Origin of the sequence: Granulicella sp. L56 (assembly GCF_009765835.1) — a bacterium.
Taxonomy (GTDB): Bacteria; Acidobacteriota; Terriglobia; order Terriglobales; family Acidobacteriaceae; genus Edaphobacter.
This window is the reverse complement of sequence record NZ_LMUS01000006.1, coordinates 478,513-493,483: the sequence shown is the minus strand read 5'-3', so window position 1 is coordinate 493,483 and position 14,971 is coordinate 478,513. Positions and strand designations below refer to the sequence as shown.

15 protein-coding genes are annotated in these 14,971 nt (G+C 59.0%); 7 read left to right on the top strand and 8 right to left on the bottom strand.

Translation table 11 applies throughout. The features are described from left to right. The first annotated feature begins 115 nt into the window (after positions 1-115). The 3 genes from GSQ81_RS09900 (at position 116) to GSQ81_RS09890 (ending at position 3,864) form a co-directional block, all read left to right on the top strand. On the top strand, positions 116-1,735 hold the full coding sequence (locus GSQ81_RS09900; protein WP_158910602.1) for a Na+/H+ antiporter: 1,620 nt from the start codon (positions 116-118) through the stop codon (positions 1,733-1,735). Positions 1,736-1,769: 34 nt separating this feature from the next. Then, a complete protein-coding gene (locus GSQ81_RS09895) occupies positions 1,770-2,750 on the top strand; it encodes a DHH family phosphoesterase (RefSeq protein ID WP_158910601.1) in 981 nt (326 codons plus the stop codon). A gap of 163 nt (positions 2,751-2,913) precedes the next feature. After that, positions 2,914-3,864: an IS481 family transposase gene (locus tag GSQ81_RS09890; RefSeq protein WP_158910600.1), complete on the top strand. Its 951-nt coding sequence runs from the start codon at positions 2,914-2,916 to the stop codon at positions 3,862-3,864. A 66-nt stretch (positions 3,865-3,930) separates the two neighbouring features. On the opposite strand, the gene rseP is transcribed toward GSQ81_RS09890, so the two are convergent. The 6 genes from rseP to GSQ81_RS09860 all read right to left on the bottom strand — a co-directional run bounded on the left by rseP (position 3,931) and on the right by GSQ81_RS09860 (position 9,547). Continuing rightward, entirely contained in the window at positions 3,931-5,286 is a 1,356-nt protein-coding gene (rseP, locus tag GSQ81_RS09885; RefSeq protein ID WP_158910599.1) for an RIP metalloprotease RseP, read from the bottom strand. Positions 5,287-5,327: 41 nt separating this feature from the next. Then, the gene (locus tag GSQ81_RS09880) at positions 5,328-6,536 is read right to left on the bottom strand and encodes a 1-deoxy-D-xylulose-5-phosphate reductoisomerase (RefSeq protein WP_158910598.1); all 1,209 of its coding nucleotides are present in this window, start codon (positions 6,534-6,536) and stop codon (positions 5,328-5,330) included. Positions 6,537-6,669: 133 nt separating this feature from the next. Then, positions 6,670-7,017 (bottom strand): hypothetical protein, encoded by a 348-nt coding sequence (locus GSQ81_RS09875; protein ID WP_158910597.1) that lies wholly within the window; start codon positions 7,015-7,017, stop codon positions 6,670-6,672. Between the two features lie 90 nt (positions 7,018-7,107). Further along, on the bottom strand, positions 7,108-7,971 hold the full coding sequence (locus GSQ81_RS09870) for a phosphatidate cytidylyltransferase (RefSeq protein WP_158910596.1): 864 nt from the start codon (positions 7,969-7,971) through the stop codon (positions 7,108-7,110). A gap of 94 nt (positions 7,972-8,065) precedes the next feature. Continuing rightward, the gene (locus tag GSQ81_RS09865) at positions 8,066-8,995 is read right to left on the bottom strand and encodes an isoprenyl transferase (protein WP_158910595.1); all 930 of its coding nucleotides are present in this window, start codon (positions 8,993-8,995) and stop codon (positions 8,066-8,068) included. 144 nt (positions 8,996-9,139) lie between these two features. Continuing rightward, positions 9,140-9,547, bottom strand: a complete 408-nt coding sequence (locus GSQ81_RS09860; protein ID WP_254060106.1) for a helix-turn-helix domain-containing protein — start codon at positions 9,545-9,547, stop codon at positions 9,140-9,142. 306 nt (positions 9,548-9,853) lie between these two features. On the opposite strand from GSQ81_RS09860, the gene GSQ81_RS09855 reads away from it, so the two are divergent. Then, positions 9,854-10,480, top strand: a complete 627-nt coding sequence (locus GSQ81_RS09855; protein ID WP_158910593.1) for an HD domain-containing protein — start codon at positions 9,854-9,856, stop codon at positions 10,478-10,480. On the opposite strand, the gene GSQ81_RS09850 is transcribed toward GSQ81_RS09855, so the two are convergent. Together GSQ81_RS09850 and pncA are read right to left on the bottom strand one after the other, a co-directional pair. Beyond that, entirely contained in the window at positions 10,477-10,836 is a 360-nt protein-coding gene (locus tag GSQ81_RS09850; protein WP_158910592.1) for a hypothetical protein, read from the bottom strand. The genes GSQ81_RS09855 and GSQ81_RS09850 overlap by 4 nt on opposite strands. Beyond that, a complete protein-coding gene (gene pncA / locus GSQ81_RS09845) occupies positions 10,833-11,465 on the bottom strand; it encodes a bifunctional nicotinamidase/pyrazinamidase (RefSeq protein ID WP_174237961.1) in 633 nt (210 codons plus the stop codon). The genes GSQ81_RS09850 and pncA overlap by 4 nt, the downstream gene beginning before the upstream one ends. Before the next feature lie 107 nt (positions 11,466-11,572). Between pncA and GSQ81_RS09840 the strand changes: the two genes are divergently transcribed. Genes GSQ81_RS09840 through GSQ81_RS09830 form a run of 3 tightly spaced genes read left to right on the top strand, consistent with a single transcriptional unit; the run spans position 11,573 to position 14,959 of the window. After that, positions 11,573-13,285 carry an acyl-CoA carboxylase subunit beta gene (locus tag GSQ81_RS09840; protein ID WP_158910591.1) on the top strand — a complete coding sequence of 571 codons (1,713 nt, stop codon included), beginning with the start codon at positions 11,573-11,575 and terminating at the stop codon, positions 13,283-13,285. Between the two features lie 23 nt (positions 13,286-13,308). Further along, positions 13,309-14,169: a hydroxymethylglutaryl-CoA lyase gene (locus GSQ81_RS09835; RefSeq protein ID WP_318523689.1), complete on the top strand. Its 861-nt coding sequence runs from the start codon at positions 13,309-13,311 to the stop codon at positions 14,167-14,169. Between the two features lie 7 nt (positions 14,170-14,176). Further along, a complete protein-coding gene (locus GSQ81_RS09830) occupies positions 14,177-14,959 on the top strand; it encodes an enoyl-CoA hydratase/isomerase family protein (RefSeq protein WP_158910589.1) in 783 nt (260 codons plus the stop codon). Positions 14,960-14,971: the final 12 nt, after the last annotated feature.

Sequence of the window (14,971 nt, the reverse complement as noted above, 5' to 3'; positions counted from 1 at the left end):
TCTAAATGCTGCGCTTGATGGGGTGTCGAGACGGGCCGACGCGCTGATATGCTCGGAGGTATTGGACACAGGCAAGTTGGGCACTTCGCAGCTTTGAGGAAAGGAGGTCGATTGGATGCCTTCAGGAACGGGTCTTCATGCGCTAGAGACGGTGATTCTGCTGCTGCTGATTATGGTGGCGGTGTTTGCGGTGATAGCGCACCGGTTGAAGGTGCCTTATCCGATTGTGCTGGTGTTGGCGGGGCTGGTCATTAGTTTTGTTCCGCACATGCCACGGGTACCGCTGGATCCCAGCCTTGTGTTCCTGATCTTTCTGCCGCCGCTGCTTTACTCGGCGGCGTGGGGTACGTCGTGGCGGGAGTTTCGCCATAACCTTGTGCTGATCTCGCTGCTGGCGGTGGGGCTGGTGGGCTTCACGGTGTGGGGCGTCGCTGTAGTTTCCGAGCACTTTATTACCGCACTGGACTGGAAGGCTGGATTTCTGCTGGGCGCAGTGGTAGCGACGACCGATGCGATTGCGGCGACTTCCATTGCGCGGTCGATTGGGCTGCCGCGGCGCATTGTCGACATTCTGGAGGGAGAGAGCCTGCTGAACGATGCGACGGGCCTGCTGGCGCTCGAACTTGGGTTGAGCATCATTATGCGGGGCGAGACGCCGTCGGTGGGTGGCGGAATTCTCCGGCTGCTGTATCTGATCGTCGGTGGTGTTGGGGTCGGTTTGCTGATCGGCGTAGTTGTGGGATGGCTGGAGAAGTTCATCGACGACGGGCCGGTAGAGATTGTGGTGAGCGTTGTTGTGCCCTATGCCGCCTATCTGGCAGGCGAGCATATACGCGCTTCTGGCGTGCTGGCGGTGGTGGCGTGCGGACTTTATCTGAGCCGTAAGAGTGCGACCTTCTTTTCGCCGGGTGTGCGCATTCAGGTGATGGGGGTATGGGACGCTTTGACCTTCATTCTGAATGGTCTGGTGTTCGTGCTGATTGGGTTGCAACTGCCTTATGTGCTGGCGGGCATTCGCGGCGCGTATGGCATGGTGACACTGCTGGAGTATGGCGCAATCTTCAGCGTGATTCTGATTGTGCTGCGGGTGGTCTGGGTCTTTCCTGCGGTGAAGATGGCTTATCTGCTGCGGCGATGGTCGGGCCATGGGGAAAAGCCGCCGGGTGCGCGTGATGTTTTTGTGATTGGGTGGACTGGGATGCGGGGCGTGGTGGCGTTGGCGGCGGCGATCTCGGTACCGGAGGTGCTGGGCGACGGAAGGACATTTGGGCCGAGAAACCTGATTGTGTTTCTGGCCTTTTGCGTGATTCTGGTGACGCTGGTCGTACAGGGGTTGACGTTGCCGTCGCTGATTCGTGTGCTTGGGTTGGCAGGGGCCACGGGAATGAGCGTGGAGGAGCGAGAGGCGCGCAAGATCGCGCTGCAAGAGGCGATTGCGTATCTGGAGGAGGGAAGGAAGAACTGTGGGGATGCGTACTTTCACGCCTTCGATGATCTGCTGGACCGGTACCAGCACCGGCTGGCGGAGGTCGAGTCGGGGCATGGGGAAGACGCTCATGGACATGGCTCGCAGACGTACCGGCAGGTAATTGAGGCTGGCGAAGGGGCGGTGCAGGCGGAACGGCGAGCGATCATTCGGCTGCGCGACGAGGGGCGCATCAGCGACGATGTTCTGCGAACGATGGAGCGGGAATTTGATCTGGAAGAGAGCAGATATCAGGTGGCGCGGCTGTAGCGAGTTAGACTTAGAGGTTCATAGGAGATGCTGCTTGAATTGCCGGATTTTTTATCACGATAAATGTTTCGATGGGGCCTGCTCGGCGTCGGTGTTTACGCGATTTCATAAAGAGTGCATCGGCGGCGGCGACCAATATGACTATCGAGGGCTGGTGCATCGGGCGGGAGCGCTGTTCGATGAGGGCGAGTTTGTCGATGGCGAGAATGCGATTGTCGATTTTAAATATTCAGCTTCGCCCAAGGTGACGTGGTGGTTCGATCATCACCTGAGCGCGTTTCTTACGCCGGATGACCAGAAGGATTTTGAGCGGGGACAGACCGACGGCTCTGAGCGGATGCGGAAGTTTTATGACCCGAACTATATTTCGTGCACAAGCCTGATCGCCGATATCGCGCAGCTCAATTTCGGGTTTGACACAGCGCCTCTGGGGGAGCTGATCAAGTGGGCAAACATCGTCGATGGTGCAAAGTACGAGAGCGCGCAGGCTGCCGTGGAGATGGCTGCTCCGGCGATGAAATTGACCATGGTGATTGAGAGTTCTACTGACGACAATCTGGTGCAGCGACTGATTCCGCTGCTGACAGAGATGCCGTTACAGGCGGTGCTCGATCAGGAGTTTGTGCAGGTGCTGTTGGGACCGTTGATGGAGCGCCACCGGGCTGCGATTGAACTGATTCGTTCGCGGGCGACGGTGGACAAGGGCGTGATCACGTTCGACATTACCGATCAGCCTACGGAGGGATACAACAAATTTATTCCCTACTATTTACTTCCCGAGGGGACGTACAACGTGGGATTGAGCAAGTCCAGTTTCAGGACGAAGGTCTCTGTGGGAACGAATCCGTGGACGAAGAAGACGTCCGATGAGTTGGCAAATCTTGCGGCGATCTGCGAGCGTTATGGCGGGGGCGGCCATGCTCGGGTGGGGGCGATCAGTTTCCCTCCTGACAGTGAGGACGAGGCGCGGAAGGCTGTTGGAGAGATTGTGGCTGAGTTGCAGGCTTCAGCGTAAAGATAACTGAAAGATCCGTCGTTTGGGATTAGCGTAGGGCTTTAGCCCTACGACCCATTGCGGCAAACCATGGGGCTAAATGTGAAGTTTCAATAGGTTGTTGTCCATCTGACCGAGAACGAAGAAGCTGATTGTGCGAGCAATAAGTTTTTTCGGAGGTCAGATGGACTATCACCATCATGCCCGTTTGAGGGTGCATGGTCGAGAGCCGATGTGTCGTGCTGTGGTGGAGGGGCGGCTGGGCTTGTGCGAGGCGTCAGCCGAGCACAAGATCAGCCGCCAGACGGCGGCCAAGTGGGTCCGGCGGTATCGCGAGGGCGGCATGGCTGCTCTTGCCGACCGCAGCTCGCGTCCCCACCGGGTACGCCATCCAGTCTGTTCCGAGCAGATCGTTCGTGTGGAGAGCCTTCGCCGGGAACGCTGGACAGGCGTGCGGATCGCGCAGGCCACCGGGCTGAGCCGGGCTACGGTCAGCCGCATCCTTCAACGGCTCAGGCTCAACAAGGCGCGGCATCTGGAGCCATACGTGCCCGTGGTGCGCTATGAGCATGACGCTCCGGGCGACCTGCTGCACCTCGACATCAAGAAGTTCGCCCGCATCGTCAAGGCTGGCCATCGCATCACCGGAGATCCGCGCGACGAGACCCGCGGCGCAGGCTGGGAGTTCCTCTACGTCGCCATCGACGACCACTCGCGCATCGCCTACACGGCGCTCTATCCGGACGAGACAGCCAACTCGTCAGCCGCCTTCCTCAACGAAGCCACAACCTGGTTCCAGCGCTTCGGCATCACCACCCGGCGCGTGCTCACCGACAACGGGTCCTGCTTCTACGCGCACCACTTCGCCAACGCATGCCGCGATCTCGGCATCACTCACAAGCGAACTCGCATCTACACGCCGCGCACCAACGGAAAGGCCGAGCGCTTCATCCAAACAGTCATCCGGGAATGGGCCTACGCTCGCAGATACGAGAACTCCGCCGAGCGCGCAGCCTCACTCAAACCATGGACCCACCAGTACAACTGGCACAGGCCGCATGCTAGCCTCAACCAGGCACCACCAATCAGCCGTTCAGGACTCGATGTCAACAACCTGTTGAGACACCACAGCTAAAGCCCCACGCTAATCCCAAAAGCAAAGACAAGAGGGTGACAAAGTAATTTCAGTGGCAAAGACAACTTACGGTTTGACTTTGGTGAAGAGGGAAAGCTTGGTGATGTCGTTGAAGATGACGAAGGCTGCGAAGAGGATGATGCAGACGAAGGCCACCTGGTAGACACGCTCTTTGAACTGCTGATTGACGTCGCGGCGAATGATGCTCTCGATGATGAGGAAGAGGATCATGCCGCCGTCAAGGATGGGGATGGGCAGCAGGTTGAAGATGCCTAGATTAAGCGAAATGTAGGCCATCAGGCCAATAATAGGCATCCAGCCGGGCATGCCGACGGCCTCGTGGATCTGCTGGCCGATGCCAATGGGACCGCTCAGGCTGCGCACCGAGACCTGGCGCGTGAACATGCGCTTGAGGACTTCGACGATCAGCATGGAGCCTTTCTTGTTGAACTTCCAAGAGGCGACTACAGCTTGTCCGAAGGGAAGGCGCTCAACCTTGACTGGAGGCGGAACGGGGAGGAAGCCGAGTTGGTAATACTTTGTACCGTCTCCTGCATCTCCGAGGACTGGAGTGAGGTTGATAGGAAGAGTGGCTCCGTTACGGCCGATCACGAGAGAGACCGGCTTGCCGCCGTTGTCCTGCAGGTAGGCGTGCAGGGAATAGACGGAGTGAAGATGGATTCCGTCGATGGATTCTAACTGGTCTCCGGGCTTCATTCCGGCGCGTACGGCCGGAAGCTTCTCCTCGCCGTCGAGGCTGCTGACCTGAATCGGCGCGTCCTGCATGAGAGGGGTCAAACCCAGATCGTCGAGAGCGAAATTCTCCGCGCCACCTTTAGCTTCAACGAAGAATTTGGTATTGGTTCGCTGGCCGTTGTGGACGTAGGAGAAGGCGATGTTCTGGTTGAGGTTCAACAGGGAGCGGATGGCTAACTGGTCCCATGTCGGGTTTTCGACAGTGTCGTAGTGGACGACGGTGTCGCCGCTCTGAATGCCGGTGCGCGCGGCAGGGGTATTGAGGGAGACGTAATCGACGTGGGCCGGTCCGTTGAGGTAAGCCTGCACCTCGTTGTGAACCATGTAGACGCCGGTCATCAAGGCGATGGCGAGCAGGAAGTTGAAAAAGGGGCCAGCAAGGGCGATGAGGACGCGCTGCCAGCGGGGATGGTTCTCCAGTTCGCCGGGATCGTCGCTCTTGGTCTCGCCGGGCATCTCACCCGACATCTTGACGTAGCCGCCAAGGGGGAGAAGGCTGAGGCGGTAGTCGGTGTCGCCACGCTTGAAGCCGAAGAGGCGGGTGCCGAAGCCGATGGAGAAGACTTCGACGCGCACGCGGCAGAGCTTGGCGACGATAAAGTGCCCGAGTTCGTGCACCAGAACCATGATGCCAAGGACGATGGCAAGCTGAATGACTGTCGACATGGAAGAGTGGAGACCTCGTTGCTGATAGGGAAAGTTGTGGGTTACCGATTTCGAGAAGTGCCGGTGAACTGCCGGGCGATCACTTCGCGTGCACACTCTCTCGCGGCAAGGTCTGCCTCCAGCACTTGCTGGATGGTGGTCGGACGCGGGCCGGAGGTTTCGATCAGCACATCTTCAATTGTACGCGGAATACCCATAAAAGGGATGGCCTTGGCGGGGTCGGGATTGAGGAAGGCGGCGACGGCGATCTCGTCGGCGGCGTTGAGGGCGATGGGCGCTTTGCCACCCGCTTCGGCGGCTTCGTAGGCGAGGCGAAGGCAGGGGAAACGGGTGAGGTCGGGCTGCGAGAAATCGAGCTGACTCAGCGTAGCCAGGTCAAAGGTGAGGTTGTCTTTTTCGGAGACGGCGACGCGCTCGGGGTAGGCCAAAGCGTAGAGGATAGGTAGGCGCATATCGGTGACCGAGATCTGGGCGAGAATGCTGCCGTCGACGAACTCAACCAGGGAGTGCACGGTGGACTGGGGGTGGATGGTGGTGCGGACCTGCGCCGGGGGCAGGTTGAAGAGGCGGCAGGCCTCGATGACCTCGAAGCCCTTGTTCATCATGGTGGCCGAGTCGATGGTGATGCGCTGGCCCATGACCCAGGTGGGATGCTTGAGCGCCTGTGCGGGCGTGATGTGCTCGAAGTCGGCGAGCGGGGTGTTGCGGAATGGACCGCCTGAGGCAGTGAGCCAGATCTGCTTGACCTCGGCGGGCGTGCCTCCGCGCATGGCCTGGTGGACGGCGTTGTGCTCGGAGTCGATGGGGAGCAGGGCTACGTTGTGCTCCTTCGCTGCGGCGATAATGAGCTCGCCCGCGGCTACGAGGCACTCCTTGTTGGCGAGGCCGATGGTCTTGCCCGCGCAGACGGCGGCGTAGGTGGCTTCGAGTCCCGCTACGCCGACGATGGCGGAGACGACGAAGTCTACTTCGGGGAGCGTAGCGACGTGGATGGTTCCTGGAGTGCCGTGGACGACTTCGATGCCGTTGATACCCGCGGCCTTGAGGCGGCTTTGAAGCTCGGCTGCCAGCTCCTCTGTGGCGATGGAGATGACCTTCGGTCGCCAGCGGACGCACTGAGCCAAGGCTGCTTCAACGTTTTGGCCTGCGGCCAATGAGATGACTTGGTAGCGGTCGGGAAAGGACTCGCAGATGGAGAGCGTGCTGTGACCGATGGAGCCGGTAGAACCGAGGATTGCTAATTTTTTCACGAAGCTTATTTTCTCAGACAATGGAGCTTATACATAGATCTCCCATTCATTTGACCTTGTGAGTTCAGGAAAAGGTGGAGTTCAGGAAAAAGCCCCGGTTTTTGGCCGGGGCTTTTCCTTTTCTCTGCTTCGATCAACGACGTCCGCCGCCGTAGATATGTTGAACTCCCACTTGATAGCCCCGGCGAAACGCATCCCGATAGGCGCGGCGATCCCGGCCAGAAACACTGGGACGCTTGTACTCATCGCGATTGTTTACATCGGGGCGGCGATGGTTTCCGAAGTCTTTGCGTGCCCCCTCGATGCCGTCGCGGAAACCGCGGCGCTGTACATCCTGCTGATATCCCGACGGAGCATTTTCCCAGCCCTGCGGTCCGTTGCGATATCCCGGCGGTGGTGGTCCCTGCGCAATGAGGCTTCCGGGGACGAACACCAGTGTCGCTGCTGCCACAGCTCCCAATACAAGATTTCTGATTTTCATTCGTTCTCCTTATCGTCGCGTGAGTGGCCGACTCGTTGCAATTGGATGCGTTCAGTCTATCGCTTGTTGTTTGAGGAGGTTAGAAAATCTTTAAAACCTGCCCATGCCAAAGGCGTCTTTGAGGATGAGGACGAACCAGAGGACGGGAGCTGCCAGCAGAAGGGCATCGATGCGGTCGAGCATGCCTCCGTGGCCGGGGAGCATGGTGCCTGAGTCTTTGACCCCGGCTCCGCGCTTGATGGCGGACTCCAACAGGTCTCCAAGCTGGGCTGCGATGTTGAGGACAGCGGCGAGCAGGAGCGACTGCCACATCGGCTCGGAGGTGTGGAGTATCAGGTTGCCGCGCGAGGTGAGCACATCGCCGATGTAGATGACGACGAAGGCTGCGATGACGCTGCCAACGATGCTGGCTGCGGAGCCTTCCCAGGTTTTGCCGGGACTGAGGCGCGGGGCGAGCTTGTGCTTGCCAAAGGCCCGTCCGACATAGAGTGCCGCGATATCCCCAGCCCAGACGCAGACCATCAGGAAGATGACCAGCGCGATTCCATCCTCCTTCTTCCAGATAAGGGGAATGAGGGTGAGCGGATAGGCGATGTAGATGAGGCCGAAGAGTCCCTGCGCCGTATCGGGAAGCACCTGAATAAGAGGGGAGCGGAAGCCGTTCCACGCGAAGAGGGCCAACGTCAACGCGCTGAGGACGGGGAGCTGTGCCTCGACGGGGAAGTTAGGCAGGGTGACGACGAAGGCAAGTGCTGTGCCGAGGGTCATCCACCAGAGGGGGATGCGGAGTTGGGCTCCGTGAGTTTCGGCACCGACGGCGGCGAGCTTGAGATATTCGTAAGCGGCGAGCTCGGCGATGATGGCCGCGAAGAGGGTGATCATCCATAGCTGACCGAAGAAGATGAGCGCGAAGACGACGGCGGCGAAGACGATAGCGGTAAGAATTCGTTTCATGGTCCAGTCGCAAGAATACATTGCTGCGGCTGAAGAGGCATGTGGGGAGGTGCGATTCCGGTGGAGGTGGCGCTTCTTGCTGGGGCTAGCCGCCCTAGTGGCGTGTCAGTTCGTGGGGATTGAGCTCAGTAGCGATTTCTGTCTCCAGTTCGGAGACGGACTCGAGGGTGTCGATCTTCTCGTCGGAGTTGGTGTCGTTGAGGCCACCATAGCGGCGGTCGCGCCCCTGGTAGTTGGCGATGGCTTCGAGGAGATGGATGCCGCGAAAGTCGGGCCAGAGACGGTCGGTCACGAAGATCTCGGAGTAGGCGATCTGCCAGAGCAGGAAGTTGGAGATGCGCTGCTCGCCGCTGGTGCGGATGATGAGGTCGGGGTCGGGCATGTGCGCCGTGTAGAGGGCGCGGCTGATGCTAGGCTCGTCGAGCGAATCGAGCGCGCCTGCACCCAACAAATCCTCCACCGAGCAGCCGCGGGTATGGGCTTCGGTGGTGAGATTGGTGAGAATTTTGCGGAAGGCGTCCACGATTTCGGAGCGCGCCCCATAGTTGAGGGCCAGCGTGAGGACGGTGCCGGTGTTCTTAGCAGTGGACTCGGCGGCCCATTGCATGGTCTCCTGCACCTCTTGCGGGAGATCGTGGGTGCGGCCGATGTAGGCCATGCGGACGTTGTTGTCGTTCATCCGCTTGACGTTGCCGATAAGGTAGCTCTTGAGCAGCTTCATCAGGAAGCTGACCTCGGCCTTGGGGCGGCGCAGGTTATTTTCGAGCGAGAAGGCGTAGAGGGTAAGGAAGGGAAGATCGATGCGCGATGCGGTCTCGACGACGTACTGCACGGACTCTGCGCCCTGCTGGTGGCCGAGGAAGCGTTTGAGCGCACGTTTGCCCGCCCAGCGGCCATTGCCGTCCATAATGATGGCGACATGCTGGGGGATTTTGGTGGGATCGAGCTGCCGATAAACGGTCTGCTCTTCCGCGGAGAGCTCATGAAGGCGGCTGGGGACTCGATTGGTGGCTTGTACCGGCAAAACAACCTCGCAAAGACTGACGCTAGCACACTGAGATAGCGTGTGCAATGAATGCCGCCTGTGGAAGAGGTCTGTGAGGCGAAGGAGAGGCGGCACATCACGCCTTTCGACAGGGTGTGATGTGCCGCTGAGGTCTGCTATGGCTTACGCGCTGCGTCGTCGTCCGGCGGCGAGCTCGCGGACGTGATTGAGGAAAATCGACCGCTGCAAGGCGTCGAGCTGCGAGGTGTACTCTGCAATTTCGGCGAGGAAGGGGTCGGTCATCAGAACCGCGGTCTCGTCGCGATGGCGGTTAGTAGCGTCGCGCAGCAGGGTGGAGATATCCACCTGGAGTGCCTTTGCCAGGCGGTCGAGCGAGGACAGCGTAGGCATGGCCTTGCCGTTCTCGATCTTGGAGATATAGGTGCGCGGCACGTTCATGCGTGCTGCCAGTTGACGTTGCGACAGATTGCGCACATGGCGCAGGTCACGAACGGCTGTGGCAACTTGCAGTCCACCTTCTTGCGCTGGTTGTGGAGGGACAATTTTGAGAGCCAGAACAGGTTCGGGCACCTCAACCTCGAGACTCTTGTGGCAGCGGCGGCAAAGTGCGTTCGACGGGCGAAACTGCACCAGGCTGCAATGATCACAACGCAATACCTCACGTTGCTCGACAGGCGCCATCATGGTTGCCATAGTTGTATGTAGCGGGCGGACCCAGAGCAAGGACCGCAGCACACGTCCGATAACAGGGCGTGCGATGTGCCTAGAATGACACCGGGTTACTGAACAGTCAAGGGGAAACCCGTTGATTATTAGCGAAATGCCTAAAAAAACCGCAAAGGAATCAAGGCAGTAACTTGTAAGGCGAGGTGTGAGATGAGTAAAGGTTTTACGCGAGAGCAGGCGTTGCTGCTTTTGCAGCAGTGGACGGTGAGCGAATCGTTGCGGAAACATGGGTTGGCGGTATCGGTTTGTACTGAGGCTTATGGAGAGAAAGAGGCTGCCCGGCTTGGGCTTGCGGATGTTGAGGCCAGAGACTTCGCCGAACTTTACGCCTGCGCTGGCCTGCTCCACGATATGGACTACGAGCGGCATCCTACGGTTGAGGAGCATCCGTTTGTCGGAGTGGCGTATTTGCGCGAGAAGGGCTGGCCGGAGATTGTATTGCATGCCATTCTTGCCCATGCGGACTACTCGGGTGTAAAGCCGGAGACGCATCTGGATAAGGCGTTGTTTGCCTGCGATGAGCTGTCCGGGTTTTTGACAGCCTGTGCGCTGGTGAAGCCTTCGAAGTCGATCCTCGATGTTGAGGTCGCAGGGGTGAAGAAGAAGATGAAGGACAAGGCATTTGCCCGGGCCGTAAAACGGGAGGACATGACAGCCGGTGCGGAGTTACTGGGCATTCCGCTGGATGAGCATGTGGATAATTGCCTGCGGGCGATGCAGGCCCGCGCTGGAGAGTTGGGTTTGGCAGGAGTTGTCTCTGAAGGTGTGAGCGATTAGTGACAGCCGCGCATCATGGCGAACCAGATAAGCGAGATGATGACGGAGCCTGCGATCCCGATAGCAAAGAGCGGGGTCTTCGTGGTGGGAACGGCTGCGGACTTGCTGTTCTGCTGCGGAGCGAGCGGGTTGTAGGTGATGTTGAAGGTTTTGCCCTGCTCGAGGTAGGTGGGTGAGCGGAACTCGCCGGTGAAGGTCTTACCGTGGGCGTAGTAGCTGAAGGTGATGAGGAAGTGTTTGCTGGTGGGGATACCGAAGGCGAGGGCTTGCCCTGCTCCGAATTCGTACTTGCAGGCGGTGACGCGCGCCTGGGTCTCAATCCAGGGGAATTCCGGGATTTGCGGTCGCTTCCTCATGCGAGGATCTGATGCGACTGGATGCGCTGGACGCCTGCGGCGCTGAGGGCTGCGTTGGTCTCGGCGACGGAGTTGGGCAGCTTGACGGAGCGGGTGGCATCCTCGATGACGACGCACTCGAAGCCGAGCACAGTGCCGTCGATGGCGGAGAAGCGGACGCAGAAGTCGTAGGCAAGGCCGCAGAGGAAGAGTCGCTGGAGGCCACGTTCGCGGAGATACCCGGCAAGACCGGTTGAGGTGAAGTGGTCATTTTCGAGGAAGGCGGAGTAGCTGTCGATGTGGCGGCGAAAGCCTTTGCGCAGGATCAGTTCGGCGTGGGGAATGTCGAGGCTCGGGTGGAAGGCTGCGCCGGAGGTGTTCTGCAGGCTGTGTTCGGGCCAGAGGGTCTGCGGACCGTAGGGGGCTTGAATCGCCTCAAAGGGCTGCTTATTGTGCGTGGCGGCGAAGGAGATGTGTGCGCTGGGATGCCAGTCCTGAGTGAGAATGACGTGGTCGAATTTTTGCGCGAGGGCATTGATAAGGGGAACTATCTGATCGCCTTCGTTGACAGCCAGGGCTCCGCCAGGCATGAAGTCGTTTTGGACGTCGATGACGAGGAGAGCGTCGTCGGGTTGTGGTGTCATCGTCATGGCAGCTTAATCGTACCGCTTGAGAGGGCTTAGTTCTCGTCAAAGAAGTGTATCGATCGTCCTACACTGTATCGTGCTATGCTGACTGGTTTTTCGTGGATGGTGTGATGGCGGATGAATTGAAGTTTGAAAATGCGTTAGCCACAAAGCTGGATTTGAAGGCCCCTCGGTTTGCGGCGAACCGAACGGCATTGCTTGCGTTGTTGGGAGCGCTGCGAACAGAAGAGGGTGTGATTCGGCTTGGTGGCGGAGCCAAAGCCACCGAGGCGCAACATGCCAAGGGGCGGCTGACGGTGCGCGAGCGGCTGAAGCTGTTGCTCGACGAAGGCACGGAGCTGCTGGAGCTGGGGCTGTGGGCGGCGCATGGAATGTATGAGGAGTACGGCGGCGCTCCGGCGGCAGGGGTGGTGACCGGGCTGGGCCGGGTGAGCGGACGGCTGTGCATGATCGTCGCCAATGACGCAACGGTGAAGGCTGGTGCGTTCTTCCCCATGACGGCGAAGAAGGTGCTGCGCGCTCAGACGATTGCGCTGGAGAATCGCATCCCCACGCTGTACCTCGTGGACTCTGCTGGCGTTTTCCTCCCCTTGCAGGAAGATGTCTTTCCCGATACCGACGACTTTGGCCGGGTCTTCCGCAACAATGCAGTGATGAGTTCGCTGGGGGTGCCGCAGATTACGGCGATTATGGGGATGTGCGTGGCCGGTGGAGCGTACCTTCCGGTGATGACGGATACGGTGCTGATGACGGAGGGCTCGGGGCTCTTTCTGGCGGGGCCGTCGTTGGTGCAGGCAGCCATCGGACAGAAGACCGGCGCGGAGGAGCTGGGTGGCGCTTCGATGCACTCGGAAATTTCTGGGACGGTGGACTTCAAGGAGCCGAACGATCATCTTTGCATTGCTCGGTTGCGCTCTCTGGTGGGTAAGCTTGGCTCGCCCGCGAAGGCTCCATTCAGTGTCGTGGAATATGACGCTGCGAAAGACGCGCCGAAGTATGCGGCGGAGGATTTGTATGGGCTGATCGATCCCGATCCTGCCAAGGCGGCGACGAATGTTTATGACATGCGCGAGGTCATTGCGCGGATCGTCGATCGTAGCGAGTTTGATGAGTACAAGGCTGATTTTGGTCGAACAGTGCTATGCGGATATGCGCGCATTGGCGGACGAGCGGTGGGGATCGTCGCTAACCAGAAGGTGCACCAGCAGCAGACGGCGCTCGACGGCAGCAAGCGGACTGAGTTTGGTGGGGTGATCTATACAGAGAGTGCGCAGAAGGCGGCGCGGTTCATCATGGATTGCAATCAGAGCCTCGTCCCGCTGATCTTCCTGCATGACGTAAACGGCTTCATGGTGGGCAAGGATGCGGAATGGAGCGGCATCATTCGTGCCGGGGCGAAGATGGTCTCGGCGGTGAGCACAAGCGTGGTGCCGAAGATCACGGTGATCGTCGGCGGCAGCTTTGGGGCAGGGCACTATGCGATGTGCGGCAAGGCTTACGATCCGCGATTCCTGTTTGCGTGGCCCACAGCGCGGTATGCGGTGATGAGCGGGGCTTCGGCTGCCAATACTCTGGTCGAAGTGCGGGTGAAGCAGATGGAGCGCGGCGGCAAGGTGCTGACGGATGCTGACAGGAAGGCTCTGTACGACGAGATTAAGGCGACCTATGATGCGCAGGCCGATCCAAGATATGGTGCGGCTCGACTTTGGATTGATGCGATTATTGATCCGGCTCAGACTAGAAAAATTTTGATGACGGCTCTGGAGGCGGCTAGCTTGAATGCTGAGGTGGCCAGGTTCAATCCGGGAGTTTTGCAGACGTGAAAGACTTGGCTATGAGCAATTTGGTGAAAATTATCGAATGTCCGCGGGATGCATGGCAGGGGTTGCCGGTGCATATGGCGCCAGAGGTGAAGGCAGACTATTTGCGGGTGTTGATTGCGACGGGCTTCAAGCATATCGATGCGGTGAGCTTTGTTTCGGCAGCGGTGGTGCCACAGATGGCGGATTCCGAAAAGGTGTTGGAGTATCTTGACCCGCCCGATGATGTGGAGATTATCGGCATCGTCGTCAATGCCAAAGGGGCGGAGCGGGCGATCAAGTCGGGGAGCGTGCAGACGCTGGGATTTCCGTATTCGATCTCCCCAGGATTTTTGCAGCGCAACCAGAACCAGACGCCCGAGGAGTCGCTCGAAGCGCTGGAACAGGTGGGAACGCTGGCGTATAAGGCGGGACTGGATGTGGTGGCGTATATCTCGATGGCCTTCGGCAATCCTTACGGAGAGCCGTGGGACATTGATGAAGTGGTTGCCGCCTGCGATCTGCTGATTGATAGTGGGGTGAGGCAAATCTCGTTGGCGGATACAGTTGGTCTGGCGACGCCGAAGCAGGTGGCGGATGTTGTCGCCGACGTGATGGCTGTTCACGATGAAGTGGAGGTTGGCGTCCATCTGCATGCTCGATATGAAGGTGGGCGAGAGTTGGTACGGGCGGCGTATAGTGCTGGATGCAGGCGGTTCGATGCGGCGATTGGAGGGTTGGGCGGGTGTCCGCTTGCGCAGGATGCGTTGGTGGGGAACCTTCCGACCGAGATGGTGTTAGAGGAGTTGAAGGCTTTGGGCGCGGAGTTGCCGCCGATGCGTCCTCTGGATGGTTTGCTTGCCGCGAGTGCGGAGATTTCGCGTAAATTTGGTGCGAGAGTTCAGTGAGGGGCCAATGAGCTACAAAACGATTTTGGTTGCGGAAGAAAAGGGAATTCGGACGATTACGCTCAACCGCCCAGAGCGGCGCAATGCGATGACTCCACAGATGTTGGAGGAGTTGCAAGCGGCGATAGAAGAAGCCGCGACGGGCAGTTGTCGTGCGATTGTGTTTGCGGGGGCTGGCCCAGCATTTTGCGCAGGGCTGGATCTGAGTTCATTGCAGGATATACATGACAAGTCTGCCGAAGAATATACGCAGGATGCGGAGCGCGTGTCTCGGCTCTTTCGTACGATGTATGAGCTGCCGAAGCCGACGATTGCGGCAGTCCATGGTGCGGCGATTGCGGGTGGCGCGGGTTTGGCGACAATCTGCGATTTTACCCTTGCCGTACACGGTGCAAAGTTCGGGTATACCGAGGTAAAGATCGGCTTTGTTCCGGCGTTGGTATCGGCTTTTCTAACGCTCCAGATCGGCGACAAGCGAGCGCGAGACCTCCTGTTGACTGGCAGGTTGTTTTCGGCGGAGGAGGCGCATCGGCTCGGGTTGGTAAACGAGGTGGTGGTGCATCCGGAAGAGCTTCGCGCGCGCGCCCTGGAGCTTGCGCGATGTTTAACTACTAATAGTCCGGAATCGATGGCCGCAACCAAACGATTGCTTGCCGCGCAGAATAAGGCGTGGCTGGATACAGCGATTGAGTGCGCGTTGACAGAGAATGCCAAAGCCAGAGCGACCCATGATTTCCGTGAAGGGGTTGGGGCATTTCTAGAGAAGCGTAAGCCGGTTTGGGGAAAATAATTGCGTCGCTTC